The sequence below is a fragment of the Sporomusa sp. 246TCP1 genome (assembly GCF_057319775.1).
On the sequence record NZ_CM170492.1, the window covers coordinates 5,995,429 to 6,018,072 of the forward strand.

At 42.2% G+C, this 22,644-nt stretch carries 24 protein-coding genes and 2 tRNA genes; 16 read left to right on the forward strand and 10 right to left on the reverse strand.

Annotation, left to right across the window (positions count from 1 at the left end; genetic code table 11):
* Positions 1 to 141: 141 nt before the first annotated feature.
* Together AC1ECB_RS28300 and AC1ECB_RS28305 are read left to right on the forward strand one after the other, a co-directional pair.
* Positions 142 to 1,065, forward strand: a complete 924-nt coding sequence (locus tag AC1ECB_RS28300; RefSeq protein ID WP_485666866.1) for a LysR family transcriptional regulator — start codon at positions 142 to 144, stop codon at positions 1,063 to 1,065.
* Positions 1,066 to 1,164: 99 nt separating this feature from the next.
* Positions 1,165 to 2,127 carry an acyl-CoA dehydratase activase gene (locus AC1ECB_RS28305; protein WP_485666867.1) on the forward strand — a complete coding sequence of 321 codons (963 nt, stop codon included), beginning with the start codon at positions 1,165 to 1,167 and terminating at the stop codon, positions 2,125 to 2,127.
* A 129-nt stretch (positions 2,128 to 2,256) separates the two neighbouring features.
* Here the strand turns inward: AC1ECB_RS28305 and AC1ECB_RS28310 are convergent, their stop codons facing one another.
* Positions 2,257 to 2,676, reverse strand: a complete 420-nt coding sequence (locus tag AC1ECB_RS28310; RefSeq protein ID WP_485666868.1) for an EamA family transporter — start codon at positions 2,674 to 2,676, stop codon at positions 2,257 to 2,259.
* A gap of 132 nt (positions 2,677 to 2,808) precedes the next feature.
* On the opposite strand from AC1ECB_RS28310, the gene AC1ECB_RS28315 reads away from it, so the two are divergent.
* The 3 genes from AC1ECB_RS28315 (at position 2,809) to AC1ECB_RS28325 (ending at position 5,668) form a co-directional block, all read left to right on the forward strand.
* On the forward strand, positions 2,809 to 2,934 hold the full coding sequence (locus tag AC1ECB_RS28315) for a hypothetical protein (protein WP_485666869.1): 126 nt from the start codon (positions 2,809 to 2,811) through the stop codon (positions 2,932 to 2,934).
* A gap of 25 nt (positions 2,935 to 2,959) precedes the next feature.
* A complete protein-coding gene (gene pfkA / locus AC1ECB_RS28320; protein WP_485666870.1) occupies positions 2,960 to 3,919 on the forward strand; it encodes a 6-phosphofructokinase in 960 nt (319 codons plus the stop codon).
* Positions 3,920 to 4,186: 267 nt separating this feature from the next.
* Entirely contained in the window at positions 4,187 to 5,668 is a 1,482-nt protein-coding gene (locus AC1ECB_RS28325; protein WP_485666871.1) for a methyl-accepting chemotaxis protein, read from the forward strand.
* Position 5,669: 1 nt separating this feature from the next.
* On the opposite strand, the gene AC1ECB_RS28330 is transcribed toward AC1ECB_RS28325, so the two are convergent.
* Together AC1ECB_RS28330 and AC1ECB_RS28335 are read right to left on the reverse strand one after the other, a co-directional pair.
* A complete protein-coding gene (locus AC1ECB_RS28330) occupies positions 5,670 to 6,005 on the reverse strand; it encodes a cupin domain-containing protein (RefSeq protein ID WP_094607782.1) in 336 nt (111 codons plus the stop codon).
* 147 nt (positions 6,006 to 6,152) lie between these two features.
* Entirely contained in the window at positions 6,153 to 6,440 is a 288-nt protein-coding gene (locus AC1ECB_RS28335; protein ID WP_485666872.1) for a hypothetical protein, read from the reverse strand.
* Positions 6,441 to 6,653: 213 nt separating this feature from the next.
* On the opposite strand from AC1ECB_RS28335, the gene asnB reads away from it, so the two are divergent.
* The 4 genes from asnB to larE all read left to right on the forward strand — a co-directional run bounded on the left by asnB (position 6,654) and on the right by larE (position 12,396).
* Positions 6,654 to 8,498, forward strand: a complete 1,845-nt coding sequence (asnB, locus tag AC1ECB_RS28340; RefSeq protein WP_485666873.1) for an asparagine synthase (glutamine-hydrolyzing) — start codon at positions 6,654 to 6,656, stop codon at positions 8,496 to 8,498.
* Between the two features lie 279 nt (positions 8,499 to 8,777).
* Entirely contained in the window at positions 8,778 to 10,073 is a 1,296-nt protein-coding gene (locus AC1ECB_RS28345) for an ankyrin repeat domain-containing protein (protein WP_485666874.1), read from the forward strand.
* Positions 10,074 to 10,249: 176 nt separating this feature from the next.
* Complete coding sequence (locus AC1ECB_RS28350) at positions 10,250 to 11,536, forward strand: homocysteine synthase (RefSeq protein WP_485666875.1); 1,287 nt, start codon at positions 10,250 to 10,252, stop codon at positions 11,534 to 11,536.
* A gap of 35 nt (positions 11,537 to 11,571) precedes the next feature.
* Positions 11,572 to 12,396, forward strand: coding sequence for an ATP-dependent sacrificial sulfur transferase LarE (gene larE / locus AC1ECB_RS28355; RefSeq protein WP_485666876.1), 825 nt, complete (start codon positions 11,572 to 11,574; stop codon positions 12,394 to 12,396).
* Between the two features lie 126 nt (positions 12,397 to 12,522).
* Here larE and AC1ECB_RS28360 read toward each other — a convergent pair whose 3' ends face one another.
* Together AC1ECB_RS28360 and dnaK are read right to left on the reverse strand one after the other, a co-directional pair.
* Positions 12,523 to 13,554 (reverse strand): DnaJ C-terminal domain-containing protein, encoded by a 1,032-nt coding sequence (locus AC1ECB_RS28360; RefSeq protein ID WP_485666877.1) that lies wholly within the window; start codon positions 13,552 to 13,554, stop codon positions 12,523 to 12,525.
* A gap of 33 nt (positions 13,555 to 13,587) precedes the next feature.
* Positions 13,588 to 15,231 carry a molecular chaperone DnaK gene (gene dnaK, locus AC1ECB_RS28365; RefSeq protein ID WP_485666878.1) on the reverse strand — a complete coding sequence of 548 codons (1,644 nt, stop codon included), beginning with the start codon at positions 15,229 to 15,231 and terminating at the stop codon, positions 13,588 to 13,590.
* 25 nt (positions 15,232 to 15,256) lie between these two features.
* On the opposite strand from dnaK, the gene AC1ECB_RS28370 reads away from it, so the two are divergent.
* Positions 15,257 to 16,422, forward strand: a protein-coding gene (locus tag AC1ECB_RS28370; protein ID WP_485669255.1) for an IS3 family transposase whose coding sequence is annotated in 2 segments (ribosomal slippage) — positions 15,257 to 15,530 and positions 15,530 to 16,422 — 1,167 coding nt in all. Because the reading frame shifts where the segments join, the coding sequence is not laid out codon by codon here.
* Positions 16,423 to 16,456: 34 nt separating this feature from the next.
* The gene (locus tag AC1ECB_RS28375; RefSeq protein ID WP_485664417.1) at positions 16,457 to 16,780 is read left to right on the forward strand and encodes a hypothetical protein; all 324 of its coding nucleotides are present in this window, start codon (positions 16,457 to 16,459) and stop codon (positions 16,778 to 16,780) included.
* Between the two features lie 45 nt (positions 16,781 to 16,825).
* Here the strand turns inward: AC1ECB_RS28375 and AC1ECB_RS28380 are convergent, their stop codons facing one another.
* Positions 16,826 to 17,104 (reverse strand): Hsp70 family protein, encoded by a 279-nt coding sequence (locus AC1ECB_RS28380; RefSeq protein ID WP_485666879.1) that lies wholly within the window; start codon positions 17,102 to 17,104, stop codon positions 16,826 to 16,828.
* 556 nt (positions 17,105 to 17,660) lie between these two features.
* On the opposite strand from AC1ECB_RS28380, the gene AC1ECB_RS28385 reads away from it, so the two are divergent.
* From AC1ECB_RS28385 to AC1ECB_RS28395, 3 genes are all read left to right on the forward strand, one after another.
* Positions 17,661 to 17,736, forward strand: a tRNA-Gln gene (locus AC1ECB_RS28385).
* A 107-nt stretch (positions 17,737 to 17,843) separates the two neighbouring features.
* Positions 17,844 to 17,919 (forward strand) — tRNA-Lys (locus AC1ECB_RS28390).
* Between the two features lie 380 nt (positions 17,920 to 18,299).
* A complete protein-coding gene (locus AC1ECB_RS28395; protein WP_485666880.1) occupies positions 18,300 to 19,202 on the forward strand; it encodes an FRG domain-containing protein in 903 nt (300 codons plus the stop codon).
* Positions 19,203 to 19,371: 169 nt separating this feature from the next.
* Here the strand turns inward: AC1ECB_RS28395 and AC1ECB_RS28400 are convergent, their stop codons facing one another.
* From AC1ECB_RS28400 to AC1ECB_RS28410, 3 genes are read right to left on the reverse strand one after another with little or no spacing between them, the layout of a single operon-like run.
* A complete protein-coding gene (locus tag AC1ECB_RS28400) occupies positions 19,372 to 19,866 on the reverse strand; it encodes a tyrosine-type recombinase/integrase (protein WP_485669419.1) in 495 nt (164 codons plus the stop codon).
* Positions 19,785 to 20,396 (reverse strand): tyrosine-type recombinase/integrase, encoded by a 612-nt coding sequence (locus AC1ECB_RS28405; RefSeq protein ID WP_485666881.1) that lies wholly within the window; start codon positions 20,394 to 20,396, stop codon positions 19,785 to 19,787. The genes AC1ECB_RS28400 and AC1ECB_RS28405 overlap by 82 nt, the downstream gene beginning before the upstream one ends.
* A gap of 11 nt (positions 20,397 to 20,407) precedes the next feature.
* On the reverse strand, positions 20,408 to 20,647 hold the full coding sequence (locus tag AC1ECB_RS28410) for a hypothetical protein (protein WP_485666882.1): 240 nt from the start codon (positions 20,645 to 20,647) through the stop codon (positions 20,408 to 20,410).
* Positions 20,648 to 20,763: 116 nt separating this feature from the next.
* Here AC1ECB_RS28410 and AC1ECB_RS28415 point away from each other — a divergent pair, with 116 nt between their 5' ends.
* Positions 20,764 to 20,934: a helix-turn-helix domain-containing protein gene (locus AC1ECB_RS28415; RefSeq protein ID WP_485666883.1), complete on the forward strand. Its 171-nt coding sequence runs from the start codon at positions 20,764 to 20,766 to the stop codon at positions 20,932 to 20,934.
* 415 nt (positions 20,935 to 21,349) lie between these two features.
* A complete protein-coding gene (locus AC1ECB_RS28420) occupies positions 21,350 to 21,496 on the forward strand; it encodes a hypothetical protein (protein ID WP_485666884.1) in 147 nt (48 codons plus the stop codon).
* A 358-nt stretch (positions 21,497 to 21,854) separates the two neighbouring features.
* On the opposite strand, the gene AC1ECB_RS28425 is transcribed toward AC1ECB_RS28420, so the two are convergent.
* Positions 21,855 to 22,142, reverse strand: coding sequence for a hypothetical protein (locus AC1ECB_RS28425; RefSeq protein WP_485666885.1), 288 nt, complete (start codon positions 22,140 to 22,142; stop codon positions 21,855 to 21,857).
* Between the last annotated feature and the right edge of the window lie 502 nt (positions 22,143 to 22,644).

The window sequence follows — 22,644 nt, forward strand, 5'->3', positions numbered from 1 at the left end:
CCTATGCTATTATTTCCTAAAAAATATCTATGGTAACAATATAGCACTTGTTGATTAATAATTAAAGTGATATTATTTTATGATAATAATAGGTAAAACCTATTAACTGTAATTTGGTTTTCAAAAGTTTAAGGAGAAAAAATGACAATACGGCATCTGAAAATCTTTATTGCTGTGGCCGAAACTGGTAAAATGAGTGCTGCTGCTGCCAAATATTTTATTTCTCAGCCAACGGTGAGTCAGGCAATTAAAGAATTGGAAAATTATTATGGAGTATTGCTATTTGAAAGAATTTCCAAAAAGTTATACATAACGGAAGTCGGGAAAAATCTACTTACCTATGCCAGGGTAGCAGTAAAGCAATTTGATGAATTGAACAAGTATATGTTTATCGAAGGTCACTCGGAAAAAATACGTATTGGTGCGACGGTAACAGTAGGCTCCTGTCTATTACCGTCCATTCTTACTCATTTTAGGGAACGAATGCCGCATGTGGGAACCTTTGCCTATATGAATAATACAAAATCTATAGAAGATAAAATTCTAAAAGCAGAGTTGGATATTGGAATTGTGGAAGGTCAGGTCAAAAGCCATGACTTAGTCAACACTCCGGTCATAAAGGATTATCTTGTTATTGTATGTGCTAAAAGCCACAGTTTTGCAGGTCGTAAACGGATTTCGATAAAAGAACTCGAGAATGAATATTTTGTAATGCGCGAAGAAGGAAGCGGCACCAGGGAATTGTTTGAGAATTATATGCAAAAGAATGGAACTAAACTGAAAGTCGCCTGGGAAGTAACTTGTCCGGGCGTAATAAAAAATGCTGTATTGGAGAATAATTGTCTGGCAGCGATATCGATAAGATTGGTGGAAGAAGAGATAAAAAGTGAACAGCTATATGTGATAAAGAGTAAAGAAAACGCTTGGGATAGATCATTTAACATAGTCTATTATAAAAATAAGTATATAAGTGAAAGTATGAAAACGGTAATGGAAATCGTTAAGGAGTATAATAATGCAGATATCTTAAAGGGTATACCAACAGGAATCCTTGTAAATGATTGATTACAAGCATAAATATAGCATAAAAACAGCAATATTGGTAATTATATACTGGATGAATTCTCTGAGGACTTTGTCTGGATATCTCAAAGGAGGCTGTTTATGCAGGCCTATTTAGGAATTGATGTTGGTTCAGTTAGTACCAATGTGATCATTTTGGATGACCAAACAGTAGTGAGGGATACTTTATATATCCGTACCCAAGGACGTCCCATCGAAGCCGTACAAACAGGTTTACGGCAAATTTATGAGCGCAATCCAGATATTATGGTGCGTGGTGTAGGGACTACGGGTAGTGCAAGGGTACTGAGCGGTGTTGTAATAGGGGCAGATAGTGTAAAAAATGAGATTACGGCCCATGCTGTTGCGGCTATGCATCTGGTACCGGATGTACAGACCGTACTCGAAATCGGAGGGCAGGATTCCAAAATTATTATTATGCGCAATGGAATTGTAACCGATTTTGCCATGAATACCGTATGTGCCGCAGGTACAGGCTCTTTTCTTGATCAGCAGGCGGCTAGACTCAATATTCCTATTGAGCAATTCGGCGACATCGCGTTAGAGTCTCAGGCACCTGTGCGAGTTGCCGGTCGTTGTGCTGTATTTGCTGAGTCTGATATGATTCATAAACAACAGACCGGGCATTCAACTGCTGATATTTTAAATGGTTTATGTCAGGCATTGGTTCGCAACTATCTCAATAATGTCGGCAAGGGAAAGCAAATTAAAGAACCTATTTTATTTCAAGGGGGCGTGGCCGCTAATAAGGGTATGCGCCGGGCCTTTGAGGAGGCACTAAATACTAAAGTAGTAGTTCCGCCTCATTTTAACGTTATGGGCGCTGTCGGTGCGGCTTTGTTAGCTAAGGAAGAGGTTAGTGACGGTCGGCCTACGGCATTTCGTGGTTTTGGAATTACTGATTTTAGCTATCAGCCGAAAAGCTTTGAGTGCTCAGGCTGTGCCAATATGTGTGAAATTGTCGAAATTAGATTGAATGACAAAGTCATTAGCCGTTGGGGAGATCACTGTGGAAAGTGGTCAAATAGTGTGACGGTATCCTAAAGAGTTTCGACTTTCCTTACTGCTAAAATGCAGCAGAAAGCCGGAGTCATCCAATAAAAACCCTCTGTTCAAATTTTTGAACAGAGGGTTTTAAATTAGGGAGAGGGAAGATAAGTACAGAATAATACTTTACTGGAAACTGATTAATATCAGGCCGATAGTTATAAAAAAGGCCCCTACGACCTGACTGGTTGTAACCATTTCGTGAAGTAGAAAATAACTTAAAATTAGTGTAATCAAAGGGGCACAGGCCATAATCAAAGATACCTCATTGATATTGCCTGCTTTTAAAGCATAAAAGTAGGCTAGGTCGCCGAGGAGAGCGGCTAAGATGGCTTCAATTGTAATGATTATCCAGAGTGAAGGTGGTACAGTGAGAAGTTCATTGTAACCGCGGGCGCTAAGAAACCAAGTGGCAATAATAATCGCTGCAATCGTCGTGCGCAGAACAAACGCGGTGACCGGGTTCATGTTATTTAAAATTGTTTTGCCGAATAATGGTGCTAAACCTAAGCAAAAAACTCCAGCTAAGGCATATACTAAAAACATGCTCACTCCTCATTTCACACTAAGCTTGTTGTAGATAAATATGCTAAAATAAGTTTGAAAAAGAACCTCTAGGCTGGTCATTAAATGCTAATTTTATACATAGGCTATGTATTACATAAAGGGGCTGTTTAAATGGTTGTTAAAGTACTTTTGGCGGCTTTGGGTGGTGGTATTGGTGCTGTAAATGATATGTGGTTTCATTGTGGGCAGCTGCAAAACTGGGTACGTCATTTCCGTATGGTAGTACCTTTATTTTAACCAATTTTAGGAAAGGTGGGATAGTATGAAGAAGATTGCGGTAATAACTAGTGGTGGTGACTGCCCGGGAATGAATGCAGCTATTCGAGCAGTAGTTCGTGTGGCATTGACTTGCGGGATTGAGGTATGGGGAATTAGAAACGGCTATGCGGGCATGATTGCTGATGATATGACGAAATTAGATTCACGTTCTGTAGGGGATATTATCCAAAAAGGGGGGACATTTTTAGGTACGGCCCGCAGTGAAGAGTTTAGAACCTTGAAGGGACAGCAAAAGGCGGCCGACAATTTGCAGGCACATGGTATTGAAGGTCTCGTTGTTATTGGCGGTGACGGTTCTCTTACCGGGGCTAAACAACTGAGCGAGCTTGGAATTAAGATTATTGGGTTGCCAGGGACGATTGACAATGATATTTGGGGCACAGATTATACGATTGGCTTTGATACAGCCGTAAATACAGCACTTGATGCTATAAATAAATTGCGGGATACTGCCTCTGCGCATGGACGGGTTATGCTGGTTGAGGTAATGGGTCGAGCGTGTGGCTGGATTGCGCTTACAGCGGGACTAGCAGGTGGGGCTGAAATTATTCTTGTTCCAGAACAACCATTCTCATCAGATAATATTTGTAAAAAACTAGTAGAGTCGCGATCTAAGGGTAAGAAATATAGTATTATTGTTGTGGCTGAGGGTGCCGGTAGTGCGATGGATCTGGGTAAATACATCTCAGCCAAGACGGAATTAGAGACGAGGGTATCGGTTATTGGACATATTCAGCGTGGCGGAGCACCTACTGTAGCAGATCGCCTGCTGGCTAGTCGCTTAGCGGAAAGAGCAGTCAGAGCTCTTGTTGAAGGTAGAAGTGATATTATGATTGGCTACAAAAATAACCAATGTGTGGAAGTGCCCATTACTGATGCTGTTGGTAAGAAAAAAGACATTGATCCAGAGTTATATCGACTGGCTGATGTTTTATCTCAATAAGTTTTATTCTTTCTGTTAGGGTAACAAAATCCCGCATTTATTTCCGGGGAAATAAATGCGGGATTTTGTCTGATATCCGGATAATGAGAGGTGCTTCCAATAGTATTTTTATAAATGTACATCTCAGAGAGAAGCGTTATGTTAATGTACAATACAATGTAGACCCTTGTTTATTTGCCCTTGCCGTAACAATTAGTTTTATAATAATATATAAGTATTGGCGTTTAGGGGAGTGTATGCTTTAACTCGGGTAGGGAGAGTGAATGTATGGCAGTATGGTTTGGGAAGAATAAGGCGGTTGAAAAGTTAAGTAAAGTGACGGCTGGCTATTTAAACGGAGATATGTCGATAGCGATAAAGATAGAAGAATATCCGGAGGAACTTCGCCCATTGGCTTGTAATATTGCGGCGTTGTCTGATATGCTCCGGACATTTACCCGGGAAACACAGGTATCATCAAGTCAGGTTTCGGCAGCGGTAAACCAAGTAAATGCGGTTATAGGACAAGCGGCCGATTTAGCGGAGCAAGTTAAACAGGAAACCAATGTCGTTGACGGGTTGTCCCAGGATATTGCGGAAGCTACTAAAAACGCTGCTAAACAAATTGATGAAGTAATGGTAGCAACGCAAACAATAACTGCAGTAGCTGGCGATATTTATCAAGACAGTATTACTTCAAAAAATGCGGCAGAACAAGGTTGTCAAGCGGCAGCTAAAGTAGCTGTGGCTATGGATTCTATTCGCCAAGCTACGGCTGAGGTTAATGGGAAAATTAGTGCTCTGACTAAAATGGCTCGCGATATTGATAGCTTATTGGCTACGATTCAAGGAATATCAGCGCAGACCAACCTTTTGGCGCTCAACGCAAGCATCGAGGCGGCCCGGGCCGGTGAGCACGGACGTGGTTTTGCTGTGGTGGCCCATGAGATTCAAAAGCTATCAGATGCTAGTGCCGATGCCGCTCATTCTGCTAATAAATTATTGGCCGAAATTGACGGTGGTGTTGTATCTGCCGCTAAGGCTGCGGAAGTAGGCGCGGGTGCTGTGGAAGCAGGAGCTAAGGAAATGCGGGAAGCAGATGCGAGTCTCCAGGCTATTTTTGCTGCCAGTACCCAGGTCGAGACTAAAGTAGCAGAAGCCAGTGCAGCTAGACAGCATCAGCTTGCAGCTACTGAAAAAACGGCAGACTTTTTGGGGCAAATTGCTGGTATTGCTGAGCAGGCCGCTAGTAGAATGATGACCGTGGCGGCTTCCATCGAACAACAGGATAAGTCGTTGGCCGATACCCGGAAATTGGGGGATGTATTAGCTAACGTAGCGGATAACTTGGTAGCTACTACCGGCAAAATAACGCTCATTGATATCAATAGTCACCAGCAGGCCGAGCTTGACGGCAAAATTGCTAAGCTTCGTAATCTGCTTGCAGAGACAGTGCAGGATGAGCGCATCCTATCAATGGATGCTTATAACCATCATGCAATAGTAAATGACCTCTTGCTGCGACAACCTGAACTTGAGGCCGCTTGGACTAACCTTCCGGATGGGCAGTTTGTTGTTTCGCTGCCACCGGCTGGAATTGCTAATGCGCAAACGCGAGGATGGTTTAAACAAGCGATGCAAGGTCAATTCTACGTATCTAAGGTTTATGTTTCGGCAATATCTCATCAACCTTGTTTAACGGTATCTTTGCCCATTCGTGATGGCACGGGAAATGTCATTGGTGTACTTGGCGCTGATTTAAGACTATAAGTTACATTACAAGTACCAGCAGCATTTTAAAGTTTTCTACAGCATCAAGGCCATGAGGAATTCCAGCCGGCATAACAACGACTTGTCCGGTAGTTGCGGTGACTTTTTCATTACCAATTGTAATGTCAGCCTTTCCATCAAGGATGTAAACCATGGCATCACCAGGGGCGGAGTGGCTGCTGATAGCTTCGCCTTTAGCAAAAGCAAAGAGGGTCATACTAAGTGTCTGATTTTGTGATAAAGTCAAGCTTACCACTTTGCCAGGTTGATAATCTACCAGAGTAACCATTTCCAGGGCCTTGCTGAACTCAATATTTTTGATAAATTGCTTTTCCATTATAAAAACCTCCTTATATTTGGCATGAATTGTATCTTTGTATTTAGTTTACCAAATCAATTTAGAAGAGACTGTGATGCAAGTCACAGTTTGCCGAAAAAACAGGCCGGAGTTGGCCTGTTTTTTCATTTTTGTTCTCTTTTACTTTTAACGAATATCATCATTCAAATCAAGAAACCCGTCTTCCGAAACCCGTACATTAAGGCTAGCATTCTCTTTATGCCCCCAGAGCATTCTTGCTACCAAACTGTTCGCAGCGTGTTTATTGTTAAACTTGAGTGCCTCCGCCCGGAAAGTATCATAGGTGTTATCAAAACTACTCTCATGAGTTAACGCATTGGTATGGTCAATATCAGGATCTTCATGAAAGGTGGGATTTGCAGGGACGGTAAATAGGTTGGTTTCTACTTGTATATTATTTTTAGTTTCAGTCATGATAATTTCCTCCTGATTGCAACGGGTATATTTGAAGTTAGCGTATCCGTTGAATCCTTGTGCCATACATACTTTCTTTGAGTTTGTGACAATAGTTTGTTATCGTGCATATTTATAAGCATGTGATGCGTGAGGCAAAGTCGCCTGTGCAACGTACCAGAGAGCTGGCTGCGTGTTGACACAGGCTATTCTTTTGGGGAGATGATGGGTACAATGTGTGGAATTACTGGGTGGATTGACTGGCAGCAAAATCTTGTTGAAAAAAGCCATATCGTAGCTGCGATGATTGAAACGCTGGCGGCACGAGGGCCAGATGCACAGGGAGCATATATTACACCACATGCGGCATTAGGACACCGCCGTCTTAGTGTTATTGACCCGGTAGGGGGCGCGCAGCCCATGATTCGCTTTCGTGGTGAACAAAAATTTGTTATCACATATAATGGGGAACTATATAATATGCCTGAGCTTCGACAGGAACTTGCAGATCGGGGTCATGTTTTCAGTACACGTTGTGATACCGAAGTGTTGCTTGTGGCTTTTATTGAGTGGGGTTCAGCTTGTGTTGAACGCTTTAACGGTATCTATGCTTTTGGTATTTGGGATGAAGCAAACCAAAGCTTGTTTTTGGCCCGTGATCGCATTGGTGTAAAGCCACTATTTTATACTGAACAAGGCAGCAGCTTAATTTTTGGCTCAGAGCTTAAGACGCTTTTAGCGAATCCGCTTGTACGGCCAGAAATTGATGAAGAGGGCCTGGCTGAAGTATTTATGCTTGGTCCGGCCCGGACACCAGGGCACGGCGTGTTCCGTGGTGTTAAGGAACTAAAACCCGGTCACTCAATGATAGTTAACAGACAGGGAAAGGTGATAAAAAAATATTGGACGCTTGAAACCAAACCGCATACAGACGATTTTGCTGCAACGTCGGCTAAAGTCCGTGAGCTTTTAATTGATGCTACCACACGGCAATTGGTGTCAGATGTCCCTATCTGCACGCTGCTGTCAGGGGGACTTGATTCTAGTGCGCTTACTGCACTAGCCGCTATGTCAAATAAACAATCAGGTTTAGGAAGTCTAGCCACCTATTCCGTAGATTATGTAGATAACGAATTGTATTTTAAGGCAAATAGTTTTCAACCCAACTCTGATACGCCTTGGGTTAGACGCGTATCGGAACATTTTGGTACATGTCACCATAATATTGTCTTAGATACTCCTGAACTGGCAGCTAGCTTGAGACCAGCTGCAGTAGCACGTGATTTACCAGGGATGGCTGATATAGATACTTCATTATATTTATTTTGTCGTGAAATCAAAAAAGGAGCGACAGTTGCCCTGTCAGGTGAGTGTGCTGATGAAATTTTCGGTGGATATCCCTGGTTTCAGCGGGAAGAGATGATTAACGCTGCTACCTTTCCCTGGTCGCCGCAACCCGAGATCCGCATTCCTTGGCTGAAACCAGAAATGCAGCACAGAATTAAGCCAGCCGATTATGTTGCGCAGCGCTATAGTGAGGCTTTGGCAGAAGTGCCGCAACTGCCTGGCGAAGATAAATGTTCGGCCAGAATGCGGGAGATATTTTACCTTAGTCTTACTCGTTTTATGCCAACACTTCTTGATCGTAAAGATCGTATGAGTATGGCATTTGGCCTAGAGGTTAGAGTACCATTTTGCGATCACCGGATTGTGGATTATGTTTGGAATGTGCCTTGGGAGCTGAAAAATGCTCAAAAACGGGAAAAGGGATTATTGCGTTATGCGCTGACAGGTATTTTGCCTGAGGATGTATTGTGGCGAAAAAAGAGTCCCTATCCTAAAACACATAATCCTGCTTATACCAGGGCTGTTGTCAGTGAGGCGTTCACTGTTTTAAATCAAACGTCATCCCCGCTTAGACAGGTTCTTGCGATTGATAAATTAAGAGAAATTGCTGAAACCAATTTAGCTGCATCCAATATCCCTTGGTTTGGTCAACTGATGGGTGGGCCGCAGCTCTTTGCCTATCTCATTCAAGCTGACCATTGGATGCGTGAATACAAGGTGCAAATAGTTTGAAATAACCGCCGTATCTCTTGAAAAATCAGAGATACGGCGGTTAACTTATTTAAAAAAGTTAGTATTTATTAGTAAAATATTTATTTCACTTGCAGCTTTTTGTTGAAAAAACAAAGGAAATATATGTTTTTATAGCGAATATAATAAATGAACTTGTTCAGCAAAGCTGAACATCGAATCTTCAGATAGAGACTCTACCCCATCCGAAGTAACGCCGCCTATAGAGGCGGGAGTCTTATCGCATCATTAAGATAAATAATTCATCTATCGGAGTAAAATATGCGAAATTTGTGGGCAAAGCTAAAAATAAAAATTAAAGAAGCTATTGAGCAAACAAAAGGAATTAAGCCGCCGACGGTGAGTAAACCTGATTTTGCTGGACTCTTTAGTAAGGTAAAGGTTGCTATAGGCAGTCTTTTGGCAAGTCTTGAACCTAAGCATCTGGTATATTTTGCGTTAATACTTCTGCCTGCTATCGTTGGACTTGGGACTTACTATGGTATTATGGACAGTAAAGCTAAATTGGCAGCCGCTAATTTGCCGGAAAACCAGCTTTTTCGCATGGGTGTGAATTTTACGGCTGATGATTTTGTTAAATATGCCGGCCGGGGTGAGAAAGGTATTACTACGCTATTTTTGCAAGCTGGGATGGGGCCTGATTCTTATCGGAAAACTGATGGGTTTACGCCACTCCACGCAGCTGCTGCTTATGGCCGGACCCCCATAGTTCGCCTGCTTTTAGATCAAGGCGCCGATATAAACGCCCGTGATAAAGACGGTCAGACCGCGTTAATGAAGGCTGTATGGAATAGCCATGCCAATGTGGTGACTGTCTTGCTGCAAAGGGGAGCTAACATTACCGTCAATGATGGTAAAGGCAATAGCAGTGTTAGTATGGCTATGATCAAGAATGACCGGAGGGTGCTGGAAGCATTGGTGCAAGCCGGGGTTACTGAACTTAAAGATGCATTAGATAAAGTCGCTTCTGTTAGTAATCCAGACAAGCCGTTAACTACACCTGATAGCAAACCGCAAGGAACGAAAACATCCAGCTACAATTCAGCGGCCAGTAAGCCCTCGGCAGCGGTGGCTGGCCCTCCGGGGCAATTTACATTAGCTACAGCCTATGCGGGGAACATTGGGGTGGGTAAGTCGGTTGCTCCGTTGTACCAGGAGTTTGGCGAGCAGGCTGTAACCGACGGTGAAGCATATCTTAGCGGCAGAATATATCCTGTGCTTAGAGCGTATAACCAAAGCACAGGGTCCCTGTCGCTTATTATTTTTTTTGCTCAGGGAAAAGAGAATGAAAAAATAGTCACTGCTATTCATGTGTTTGATGAACGTTATAGAACCGGCAATGGTATAGGTGTAGGGACTACACTGGGCGAACTGAGGCGAGCTAGCGGTGTAAGTTCAATTCAATATACCGACTCCCTCTATGCCATAACACGCGATGGAAAAATGCGGTATGAGCTTGATATCAGTGCCGATAGTCTGCCTATTGATTGGCTAAACGGCGGTGATAGTAGTTCTTTGCCTGCTGATATGAAAATTAAGAGCATTTACATTTTTTAGTGTGCTTTTTATTGACAAAATGCCTAGTGCTATGATATACTTTATGTAATATAACAGTATATGAAGTATATTTATTTAGGCTGATTAGTAAACTAAAGGCCAAAGAACTGCTCTAGTGAGCCATTCTTTGGCCTTTTTATTTTTAGTAACTTACAAATATTGGGAGGGGAATAAACATGGCATTACCTGAAAATCTAAAATTCAATACCGTGGCTGTTCACGGGGGGCAAGAGCCTGATCCTACTACTGGTTCCCGGGCGGTACCTATCTATCAGACTACAGCCTACAATTTTCGTGACGCTGACCATGCCGCCAATCTATTTGGTCTTAAAGAGCCTGGCAATATCTATTCCCGTCTTATGAATCCGACTACTGATGTATTTGAAAAACGCATTGCCGCACTTGAAGGCGGTATAGGTGCGCTGGCTTTTGCATCCGGTCACGCCGCTATAAGTGCAGCTATCTTTAATATTGCGGAGGCTGGCGACGAAATTGTCAGTTCCTCGACCTTATATGGTGGTACTTATAATATGTTCGCTTATAATCTGCCGCGGCTGGGCATCAATGTTACTTTTGTTGATCCCAGTGATCCTGAAAACTTTGCCAAGGCCATTACTCCAAAAACCAAGGCTCTTTATGCCGAGACCATTGGCAATCCTAAGATTGATGTGCTGGACATTGAACGCGTAGCCGCCATAGCCCATAATAATGGCATACCACTTCTTATTGATAGTACCTTTTCTAGCCCATATCTCTGCAGACCCATTGACTTTGGTGCTGATGTTGTTATCCATTCGGCCACTAAGTTCATTGGCGGTCATGGTACATCTATGGGCGGTGTTGTCATTGACAGCGGTAAATTTAATTGGGACAATGGTAAATTCCCGTTACTATCTGAGCCTGACCCCAGCTATCATGACTTAAGATACGCAGCAGCCTTAGGGCCATTGGCCTATATTATTCGCCTGCGGGTACAAATTTTGCGGGATTTAGGTGCTTGCCTCAGCCCGTTCAATAGCTTTGCATTTTTACAGGGCCTGGAAACACTACACCTCCGAATGGAGCGTCATAGCCAAAATGCTCAGCAGGTAGCCGAATTCCTGCAAAAACATGAGCTTGTCTCCTGGGTTAGCTACCCTGGCCTACCAAGCCATCCTGATCATAAACTGGCCCAAAAATATCTGCCCAAAGGCGCGGGCGCTATTTTGACTTTTGGAATTAAAGGTGGCCTAGCGGCCGGGAAAAAATTCATTAACAGTCTTAAACTGTTCTCGCTTCTTGCCAATGTTGGAGATGCCAAGTCGCTAGTCATTCACCCGGCCAGCACAACCCATTCTCAATTAAACGGCGAACAGCTGACTGCAGCCGGTGTAAGTGAGGACATGGTGCGGCTGTCTGTTGGGATTGAAGATATAGAGGATATTATTGCTGATTTGGAGCAGGCTTTTGTAGCAAGCAAATAGTAACAGAGGTAGTTTTGGTGCAGGAGGAACCCAGAGTGCAATTCAATGATAAATTAGAAAACTTAATACAACTATTACAGGAAATGGGGACTGTGGTAATCGGCTTTTCCGGTGGCGTTGACAGCAGCTTCCTGGCTGCTGCTGCCCAGCGGGTATTAGGGGACAATGCGGTGGCTGTTACTGCCTATTCGGAAACCCTGCCTGATACGGAACGGCAGGAGGCCATTGATGTTGCTAAGCAAATTGGTATTCGTCATGTTCTGTTACACAGTAGTGAGCTTGTAAGTGACGATTTTGTTGCCAATACAGCGGAGCGCTGCTACTTCTGTAAGAAACAACGGTTTAGCGACTTGAAAAAGTGGGCTGATGAGGAGCAAATTGCCTGGGTATTAGACGGTTCGAATGCAGATGATAAATCAGACTACCGGCCTGGCATGCGGGCTATTGATGAACTAACAGGGGTTCGCAGTCCCTTGCTGGAGACCGGGTTGACTAAAGCGGAAATCCGGGTGATATCAAAGGAATGGGGAGTTCCTACCTGGAATAAACCCAGCGCCGCCTGCCTGTCATCACGGGTAGCGTATGGTTTACCAATTACGGCTGAGCGGCTAAAGCAGATCGAATTAGCTGAGGCTGTTATTAGACAGTTCTGCGCTGGTCAGGTTAGGGTAAGACATCATGATCAACTGGCGCGAATTGAAGTTTCTCCTGAAGATATTCCGTTGCTGGCTGCTCCGGACAAAGCAGCGTTGATTAGCGGAGAACTTCGCAAGTTAGGGTTTATGTATGTTACGCTGGATTTGTCAGGGTATCGTACTGGCAGTATGAATGCAGTGTTAGATTTACCTGACAAGCAGTAAGTTTAACGAGATAGTTTAAACGAAGTAAGTCCGCACCATAGATTGATATGGTGCGGACTTACTTCGTTTTGATTACACTTGTTTGTCAAGCATATAATGGGAGTTATTAAGCTCAGCCGGTAACATTTAGGCGATTTTGGTTTCCGGCGTCTCCTGCTCAGTTGTATTTAGTTTGAGTAGCTGCTGGTATAGTTCTTTGGTAGCTGTTGATAGGTTTTGGGGGATATCGATACGGATTTTAAGGTATAAATCACCCAACCCCTGTTTTTGGGGCAATCCTTTATTTTTTAAGCGCAGTCTTTGACCTGTATGTGTATTGGGTTGAATTTTGAGCTGGACTGGACCGTGAGGGGTAGAGACTTTGATGCTGTCACCCAATACGGCTTGTTCAGGATAGAGGACAAGTTCGGTTTCCAGGTCGCTGCCAGTTACCAGCCAAGACGCGTTTTCAGCAACCTGAAGGTGAAGATGCAGATCGCCGGCAGAACCAGTTCCGTATCCCTTACCGCCTAGCCCTTTTAGGCGTAGTGTAGCTCCGGGGTAGAGGCCGGCTGGTATCTTTACCTTGACAGTTCTGGTATCTTCAATGACACCAGCGCCGCCGCAGGAAGGGCAGATACCTTGTTGACTGAAACGCTGCCCATGGCAGGTTGTGCAGACATTGGGTAGAGATAGATAGAGCTCTTTTTCTACTCCGTGGATTAGCTCATTAATAGCTAAGCTAATGTTGGCATCCACGTCTTCGCCTTTGTAGTTGGCACTGCGGGCCTGGCTGCCGCCGTATTCGCTACGGGTAAAACCTTGTCCAAAAATACTTGAGAAGAAATCACTAAAACCAAAGTTGCTGGTATCAAAATCAGCAGATCTCTGGTAGGTATAAGTCTGGTTACCAGCAGGGTTGGTGGGGTCAAAATGAATGTTATCACCTGCCTGCCAATTCATACCCAACTGATCATATTTGGAACGCTTGTCAGGATCCCCCAGCACTTCATAGGCTTCGTTGATGAGCTTAAACTTTTCCTCCGCTTTGGCCTTGGCATCACCTTGATGAAGATCGGGGTGATGCTGGCGGGCCAGCTTGCGATAGGCTTGCTTGATTTCTTTCTCAGATGCCGTTTTGGAAATCCCAAGTGTTTCATAGTAATCGATATATTTCATAAGCATCACCCCTTTTTATTAGACTTTGTTTATTTACTCATATTCAGCGTCTATTATGTCATCATTCGGATGGGGTTGCTGAGCGGGATTAGTACTTTGGCCGGCATTAGCGGGAGTATATTGGCAGGCTTGGTTATACGCTTGTTCTAATTCATTTTTTAGCTGTAACAGCTTAGCTTTGTCAGCGGTGTTTTCCGCTTGTTTTACTGCATCTAGTGCGGTTGTTAGGCGGCCGCTAATATGGGCGGGCAGGGCGTCTCCCTTTTCTGTTACCAAATTGCGGGCCTGATAGGCCAGAGAATCTAATTCGTTTTTCAGTTCAACATATTGTCGGCGGGTTTTATCTTCTGCAGCATAGTGCTGAGCATCAGCCACCATACGGTCAATATCTGTCTTATCCAGGTTACTCGAGCCACTGATGGTGATGGACTGCTCCTTAGTGGTTGCTTTGTCTTTGGCGCTGACGGTGAGAATACCATTAGCGTCAATGTCGAAGGTAACTTCGATCTGTGGCAGACCACGTGGTGCGGCAGGAATGCCAGTTAATTTGAATTGACCAAGGGAACGATTGTCTTTGGCCATTTCCCTTTCACCCTGAAGTACATGAATATCTACTTCGGCCTGATTGTCATCAGCAGTGCTGAAAACTTGACTGCGACGGGCTGGAATGGTAGTGTTGCGCTCGATAACCTTAGTCATGATGCCGCCTAAGGTTTCTACGCCAAGAGATAGTGGTGTAATATCAAGGAGTACTACATCTTTAAGGTCACCACTCAAGATGGCGCCTTGGATGGCAGCGCCCACGGCTACGACCTCATCAGGATTAACACTTTGATTTGGGTTTTTACCAGTCATAAGCTTGATTAACTCCTGAACTGCGGGGATACGGGTAGAACCGCCTACCAAAATGATTTCATCAATGTTTTTAGCGGACAGCTTGGCATCAGCCAGCGCATTTTTCACTGGGATGCGGCAACGCTCTACCAGACTGCGGGTAATTTCGTCAAATTTTGTCCGGGTAAGCTTGCTCTCCAGATGCTTAGGGCCGCCAGCATCGGCGGTGATGAACGGCAGATTGACGGTTGTTTCGGTAACAGCTGACAACTCAATTTTAGCCTTTTCGGCTGCCTCGGTAAGACGTTGCAGTGCCTGCTTATCTTTGAGAAGATCAATGCCGTTATCCTTTTTAAATTCGGCAGCCAGCCAATCGACGATAGCCTTATCAAAATCATCGCCGCCAAGGTGGGTATCGCCATTTGTGGCTTTAACCTCAAACACGCCGTCGCCAACTTCAAGAATAGATACATCAAAAGTACCACCGCCTAAGTCAAAAACCAGGATGGTTTCATTCTTTTGCTTATCAAGGCCATACGCTAGGGCCGCGGCGGTAGGTTCGTTGATGATTCTCAAAACATTGAGGCCGGCAACCTGGCCTGCATCTTTGGTGGCTTGACGTTGGGCATCGTTAAAATAGGCAGGCACGGTAATAACCGCATCGGTTATTTTTTCGCCCAAGTATTTGTTGGCGTCATCTACCAGCTTCCGAAGCACTTGTGCTGAGATTTCCTCTGGTGCGTACTTCTTATCATCAACAATGAAAGTAACAGTGTTATCCTCGCCTTGAGCTATTTTATAGGGAACCTGCCGCGTACCCCGTTTGATGGACAGTAGAAACACATAGTATACTGATATCAGAGAGGGGATAGAAAAGATGAAGCAAGCTAAGAAGTACAGCGCAGAATATAAGATGGAAGCAATTCGACGATTGGAGCAGACGGGTGAATCGGTCGCTAAAGTGGCTGCTGATCTTGGGGTTAATGAAAATACGATGCACGGATGGATAAAGCGGCACCGTGAAAAACCGGTAAATCCTTTTCCCGGCAGCGGCAAGCTCAGCGACGATGATGAAAAGATGCGTAAGCTGGAACGAGAAATTCGTGAGCTGCGGGAGGAAAATGAGATTTTAAAAAAGGCGGCGCAGTACTTCGCCAAGAACCTCAAGTAAAAAGGTTCGAGTTTATCGCAGAACACCGCCATGAATATCGGGTAGCGAAGCTATGTGAAGTGCTCTTTGTTGCAAGAAGCGCTTATTACGCATGGGAAAAACGCCCGGCAAGCAATAGAACGCTTGAAAATCAAGCATTAGCTGAAAAAATCAAAGAAATTCATGAAAGAAAGAATCGGACCTGTGGCAGCCGGAAGATGACCCGGGAACTACGACGACTCGGCAATCATGTAAACCATAAGCGGGTCGAACGAATCATGAAACAAGAAGGAATCCGCTCGAAAGTAGCCAGGAAGTTTAAGGCCACTACGAATTCTAACCATACCCTGCCGGTAGCTGAAAACCTCTTAAATCGTGAGTTCACAGCAGAAAAACCTAATCAGAAGATGGTAAGCGATATTACCTATGTATGGACTGAGGAAGGTTGGCTATATGTTGCTGGAATAATGGATCTTTGCGGACAGAAGATAGTAGGCTTATCTATGGGGGATAGAATGACGAAAGAACTAGTGATAAACGCTTTGAAGAGCGCTTATTTTCGGGTGGGCCGGCCAGAAAACGTATTACTTCATTCGGATCGAGGCAGCCAGTACTGCTCCCACGACTACCAAAAGCTGCTGAAAAGATATAAGTTCACTTGCAGTATGTCGCGGAAGGGAAACTGCTGGGACAACGCGCCAATGGAGTCATTCTGGGGGAAAATGAAATACGAATGGCTCAATGAGCATCGGTTTAAGACAAGAGATGAGGCAAGAGCTGCCGTCTTTGAATATGTTGAAATATTTTACAACCGACAGCGCTTGCATGAAACCAACGGCTATCTAACTCCGGAAGAATATTATTCAATCGCCTTGGCGGCGTAGGCAATTGTGCAAAACATTGCGAATGTAGAGACTGATGATTGTAGTGACTATAAACATCGGCTGTAGTGACTATATTTCACAAGAGGTTGTTATCATGTTTATACGAACAATAAAACGCAAGCTCAAAACCGATACGGCGTTTGATTTCAAGCTACTTGAATCTTATCGTCAGGCCGGATCGCCTCCCAAGCACAAGTTTATCAAAGGTTGGACGATAAAGAAGTCGGACATTTGGGCCATGGGCGACATATTCGTAGACGACATAGAATTTGATCTCGATTTAGCCGGGATGAGTCGTAGCGAAATCAGGAAAATTATCGCGTCGATACGAAAAAAGTTAGTGACTTTGTTGAAATAATGAGCATGGCTTTGAGATATTGAGAAATTCTTGGGTTTTTCCTGTCTATTTTGCGGGGGACGCCCCAACCAGCTTCATTTCATCTGTGACTTCCTTAAAACGGCGACCAATAAAACGTTTTATCGAATAAAAGGTTTTTGTGGGATTTAAGACCGACTGACGTTTGGCTAATTGGCCCACAAGACGCTCGTTATCGCGAAATGCGACAACTGAGGGCGTAGTGCGACCGCCTTCAACATTGACAATAACTTCAGGACGTTCTCCTTCCAATACAGATATACACGAGTTAGTAGTACCTAAATCAATGCCTACTACTTTTCCCATAACTTGCGCCTCCTCTTTATTTCAATAAAATAATTACTTGCGTTGGTGCAGTTCCCTGTTTACAACTTTATAGTAACAGAAAATAATTACTAATGGAAAAATCAAGAATGTTTAAAAATAGCTACCTATAACCCTGTAAGCCATTCTAATAACAAAATGTCCGGAATTCATACCCAGGCTCATTATTTCTGACTTTTTGACTTTTAAACCTTTTGACCTTTTATCATGGACACGAGTCAAGACTACCGCCCTTATAGACGGCGCTAATTCAGGTGAAGTAGACTCTTTAGCTGAATCTCCAATGTTTCAGCTATGCTGAAACGAGTTCACTTTGGTGGGGTAGAGTCCACAATTGAAGATTCGATTTTTAGTTTTGCTGTGAACAAGAGCATTTCACATAGGTCAAGAAAACGCAGCCTTCCAGAAATTTTGCATAAAAGCTGCGTTTTTTTGTAAATTTTTTAATGCAAGTTGCAATTAATAAAAATATCTATTTGACAAAATGCTGATCACTATATATAATACTTATTGTGCGTTAAACATTAATCTATGACGTTGGGGCGTCGCCAAGCTGGTAAGGCACGGGACTCTGACTCCCGCATTCCTAGGTTCGAGTCCTAGCGCCCCAGCCAATGAGTAAAGAGCCAAGTTTTTTGGCGCGATAGCAACGGCACGAAAACTTGTGCGAATTGCTTAGTTCCAAGTGATATCAGGGAACATCCTAATTTACTATTTATATGACTCACTAGCTCAACTGGCAGAGCAACTGACTCTTAATCAGTAGGTTCACGGTTCGATTCCGTGGTGGGTCACCAGTTAAAAACTCAGGTGTATCAAAGGCCGAAAGGTTCTAAGATATACCTTTTTTGTTTGGTATTATGTAAATTATGGTGTTTGTTTAGTGTTTATCTTAGAAAAAAGTGCACGATCAATAGTTAAGTAAGTATTAATAAACAATATGTGGCAGTAAAAAGCCCCCTGATATATGATAAAATAAAAAATCAGATGGGACAGGTATCTTACAGTTTATGGGGAACTATCCAGCCAAAGGAAGTAGTTTTTCAATACAGAGCTTGTCTTATTGCAGGATTTGCCTAAAGATGTATTCTAGATATGTTTGCGGATTTAATCCAGTCTCTATTGAAGTTTAAATCAGGCTATATATGGCGGCAGATGATTTTGGAGGGGAAAAGTTATGGGAGTTGTACGAAGTACATTACAACCGATAAAAGTATCATCTTTACAAGACTTATTTAACGTGATTGTTAAATATAATATAGAGGGGGATAGCTGGTTTCGTGGACATAATGATACTAATTTTTTATTGCAACCAAGTGCTTACAGAGACCTTTATACAATAAAAGATAGGTATGATAGACCGTTGAACCCTCAACATGTTACTTATTATCATACGCACGGTGATAGTGTATTTTTACCTGATGGACTTTATTTAAAGACGTTTTTTAAGTTCTTAGATAAAAAAAATATAGCATATGATCAAAATATGGATATTGTAATGAAATTTTGCTTAGCACAGCATTATGGAGTAAGAACGCCATTGTTGGATTGGTCTACAGATGCAACAGTTGCATTATTTTTTGCTATAGATGGAAGAAAAGATACTGATGCAGCATTGTTCATTCTTAATCCGAAGCAATTAAATGAACGTACAATCCTACAAGGGAAAATTATCCAAACAAGTGACGTAGTAAAATTGGTTGACGATTTGCCAGTAGCATTTTATGCCCCCAAGAAGGATAAACGGATGTGCAGGCAATCGGGTAATTTCACAGCCCATGGAACGAATATCTGGCCACTGGATTATTATCGCCCGGCGGGGGAGTATCTTGTGAAAATTATTATTCCTTCGAATGTATGCCAACAAATAGAAAATTGGCTTAGAAGTTTTGGTATCGATCACGATTCCATTTATGTAGAGAATGATATCAAAGATAAGGTTGCTAAGGAAGCACAAGTTGAGACAGAAAAAGCAGTACAAGAAAGATTGCGTCAATTTACGAAAGAATGGGAAGATTCTTCTGAAAAGGGAAATCCGCGGCATATTGTTGATAAATTCGAATTACAGAATCTGTTATGACTGTTGTAGTTAAAGTAAATCTATAATATTTGAATTTTTATGCAGATTGGCCTGAACAGTTGCAAAGGCATCATATACTAATTGTACCGTTGAATACAGGTGCTGTAGCCGATTATTACCCTACTAAACAAATGTATATTAGACATATAAAAACATGAAAAGCAGGCAATTATTTTACCTGCTTTTTTTGCTGCTCTTTTGCTTTCTCGGAGGCCTGTTTTAAGAAGGATTCCATCTTATTAGCGGTTTCTTTTTCAGCCGATTTGAGAAGGTGAGAGTATACAACAGTAGTTGTAGTAGTATTAGCATGGCCTAACTTACCGGCAATGGTTCGAATATCGGTTCCAGATGTAATAAGATAAGTGGCAGCCATGTGTCGGAAGCTTTTAGGGGTGATAGCTGGTAGCTTATTGTCATCAACAAACTTTTTGAGCCATGTATTCATGCTGTCAGGATGAGCCTGTTTACCTTCCCAAGTTGTGAAAACAAAATCATCTTCTGATTTTTTTGCTCCTGCCCAACGCTCACCTAGTTTTAGCCGTTTGGCAGCTTCCTTTGCTTTATGGGTTTCTAGTAATATTGCTATGCTTTTAGGGATTGTAACTGTCCGTTTGCTACTTTTGGTTTTTGGGTCTTTGGTAATGTACCTTTGCCGGTTAAATATTGTGCTGTCTGTTCAAAGTGAATCAAATTATTATCAAGGTCAATATGTTTCCATTGTAAACCCATTGTTTCGCCCCGTCTACAGCCAGTAGCAAGCGTAATGAGTGCCATTGTACGATGTTTAACTTCTTCCTTCTCTAATAGGACTAGGAAACGTCCGGTCTGTTCTTCATTGTAAATATCCTCTTGATGGCGTTCTTGTTTCGGCGCTTCTGTGCGTTCACAGGGATTATAGGACATGTGTCCCCATTTGACGGCGCGATTAAAAACTAGATTTAACAACCTATGATATTTATGTATGGTGTTGGGTGATAATTGACTTCTGTCTTTGTGAGTGCCTTTATACATGCCAGGTTCGCTAATATTTTTGATAAATGCCCGGATATTATCAGGCGTAATATCATCAAGCTGCTTGTGTCCTAATGCCGTGTCAATTCGAGGGGTAAAGAGGCCATCATAGAATTGTATTGTCTTAGGGGCAAGCTTCTCTGTATGTTCTTTAAAGTAGGCATAAAATTGACGGAGTGTCATTCTGTTATTCGTCAGTATTGCACCGCCTTTAATCTCAACAATCCATGGGCGCGAAGGTCAGAAGCTTCTTTTGCGCTTTTGGCGTTGACGGTCTTAAAATAGCGTTTCTGTTGTTTTTTAGGGTTGCCTTGTTTATCTAGTATGACATTGCCTTTTTTGTCCTTTACATCCGTATAGCCGTCTGTGATTGTTAGTTTAAAGGTGTTGGCTGTCACCTGTAGAACGCCGGGATATTGTTTTGTACCTGCCATTATTTGCACCTTCTTTAGAGGTTTACTAAGTATATTATAGTGTATGTCTATATACATGTAAATATATATATTGACGTATTGCTGATTGTTACATATAATTAGCGTGAGGTGATAACGTGAAATATTATACTGTCAAGGAAATAGCTGATTTGTTACAGCTTACAGAACGTGGTATTCAGCAGTGGATTCGTCAAGGCAAATTGACGGCTTATAAAATGGGTCGGGAATATCGAATAGAGGAAAAGGACTTTCAAGCATTTATGGAGAGTCGGAAAAATATAAAATGACATTACGCTCTGAAAATTCATGTTGTTGAAAGTACCTATAATATCATAGAAGCTCTTGAAGTAATTCAGGTATAAAAAATAACCGTCAGGCTTTAGGGCTTGCGGTTTCATTATTGTTGATACGTTTCCTTTATCAGATAGTCGCCAAACGTCTATACAGATAGTCGCCAAACGTCTACTAATAAATAAAAGTGAAGAAATAAAAGATATATATTACCTACGGTATGGAGAATTATCAATATTGTTTTAGAACGTAAGGCTATGCTCAGAATAAAAAATCTTGAGCGAGCTTCATAGGCTCAGGTGACAATATTCGCTATTTATTACGAAAGATAAACTCCACAATATGTCAAAATTTTATAAGTAATAAGTGTATTATATCTTTTGTGATTTTATTTACGAAAGGAGTAGCACCTTGAGCAGAATTGAATTTGATATAAAAATCAGTAAACTGGCAGATAAATTATATGACCGGTCTCTTGATCCGTCAGAAAAGAGAGACCTAGATACCGAACTATTAAACCTATTTGAGCAATTTTTAAATACTATTTCAAAAGAATAAGAATCTGACCTAAATACAGGCTAGGTCAATTCTTTAGACAAGCCATAAAAACCTTACCACGGGGCTGTATTGGCTTGTATACGATTCTGAACCCGAATAATATTCGTGTCTGAGAGTACCCTGGTCGTAACAATCTTACGAACCTTTTCCTTATTTTTGAGGGCAGTCATTATTGATAAATTAGTAAGAGATAGAAATAATAGCTTATTGAATGAATAACTTTTCCCGTCAGGGATAGCGCGACGGGCGGGGTCAAAAACCGTATTTAAAGCGATATTACTAATTTCAGTCGGGCGCTCAAGGGAAATATTGGGTTAAAAGAAAAGAAACCGACTATTAGCCAGTTCCTTTATTAACGTTAAATATTGATGATTTGTTTAAGCTTGTTAATATCTCTATCATGTTTAAGTAGTACCAAATCTTGTTTATCGAGTTTATTTGCGAGGTGGTTGAGTTTATTTAAAATAAGATCGTTAGTATCTTGTTGAACTTCCCTTGCATCACACAAAGCATTTAGCATAGCACCGTGATTCTTTTCTATACGGGCAACAGTCGTGTTTAAAGTATCTAACCTTTGCTCTGTGCGTTGTTGTCCTTCTTCAATGCTTGTTAACCTCTCTAATATCTGTTTCAATACTTCTTCCACGCCATCAACTCCCTAAATAATTATAGCATATTTTGATTTGAGATTAAAAGAAAAAGCAGGGTTTATTCGTCGTTACTAATAAAAAATACAAGTGCTAGTATTATTGCCAAAAAATGAGTACCTATAAGAATTTCCTACATTTGCACATTGAATGAGAATCTGATATATTATAGGGGAAGGGTAGGGACGTTATACTGCGTCCCCTCGGTTTAAAGGCTACTGCTTTGCTGGCGGGTGGCCTTTTTTCTGTTTGTAACTCTTCGGATAATGTATCCAATTTACCCATTAGAACGAAGGATGAAGCAAACAAAGATGAATACCTTATAAAAGCAGGAGAAAATTATAAAAACGGTTGTTGTTTTGATTTACTGGAAAATTTGCAGGGTTTTATATTGTGTCTCCGAAATATGGAATATTAGTACATTAATAAATGGGTCTGGGTTCTGGAATGAACCTGTTAACTTGAGTAAAATAATTAAATAAAAAAGGAGGTATTTCTAAC

Coding starts and splice junctions, on each gene's coding strand:
- AC1ECB_RS28305 (WP_485666867.1), top strand. CDS start 1,165: ATGCAGGCCTATTTAGGAATTGATGTTGGTTCAGTTAGTACCAATGTG.
- AC1ECB_RS28395 (WP_485666880.1), top strand. CDS start 18,300: ATGGGAGTTGTACGAAGTACATTACAACCGATAAAAGTATCATCTTTA.
- AC1ECB_RS28345 (WP_485666874.1), top strand. CDS start 8,778: ATGCGAAATTTGTGGGCAAAGCTAAAAATAAAAATTAAAGAAGCTATT.
- AC1ECB_RS28405 (WP_485666881.1), bottom strand. CDS start 20,396: ATGACACTCCGTCAATTTTATGCCTACTTTAAAGAACATACAGAGAAG.
- AC1ECB_RS28380 (WP_485666879.1), bottom strand. CDS start 17,104: ATGGGAAAAGTAGTAGGCATTGATTTAGGTACTACTAACTCGTGTATA.
- AC1ECB_RS28375 (WP_485664417.1), top strand. CDS start 16,457: ATGATTGTAGTGACTATAAACATCGGCTGTAGTGACTATATTTCACAA.
- AC1ECB_RS28325 (WP_485666871.1), top strand. CDS start 4,187: ATGGCAGTATGGTTTGGGAAGAATAAGGCGGTTGAAAAGTTAAGTAAA.
- AC1ECB_RS28300 (WP_485666866.1), top strand. CDS start 142: ATGACAATACGGCATCTGAAAATCTTTATTGCTGTGGCCGAAACTGGT.
- AC1ECB_RS28315 (WP_485666869.1), top strand. CDS start 2,809: ATGGTTGTTAAAGTACTTTTGGCGGCTTTGGGTGGTGGTATTGGTGCT.
- AC1ECB_RS28310 (WP_485666868.1), bottom strand. CDS start 2,676: ATGTTTTTAGTATATGCCTTAGCTGGAGTTTTTTGCTTAGGTTTAGCA.
- AC1ECB_RS28330 (WP_094607782.1), bottom strand. CDS start 6,005: ATGGAAAAGCAATTTATCAAAAATATTGAGTTCAGCAAGGCCCTGGAA.
- asnB (WP_485666873.1), top strand. CDS start 6,654: ATGTGTGGAATTACTGGGTGGATTGACTGGCAGCAAAATCTTGTTGAA.
- AC1ECB_RS28360 (WP_485666877.1), bottom strand. CDS start 13,554: ATGAAATATATCGATTACTATGAAACACTTGGGATTTCCAAAACGGCA.
- AC1ECB_RS28410 (WP_485666882.1), bottom strand. CDS start 20,647: ATGGCAGGTACAAAACAATATCCCGGCGTTCTACAGGTGACAGCCAAC.
- AC1ECB_RS28350 (WP_485666875.1), top strand. CDS start 10,250: ATGGCATTACCTGAAAATCTAAAATTCAATACCGTGGCTGTTCACGGG.
- AC1ECB_RS28335 (WP_485666872.1), bottom strand. CDS start 6,440: ATGACTGAAACTAAAAATAATATACAAGTAGAAACCAACCTATTTACC.
- pfkA (WP_485666870.1), top strand. CDS start 2,960: ATGAAGAAGATTGCGGTAATAACTAGTGGTGGTGACTGCCCGGGAATG.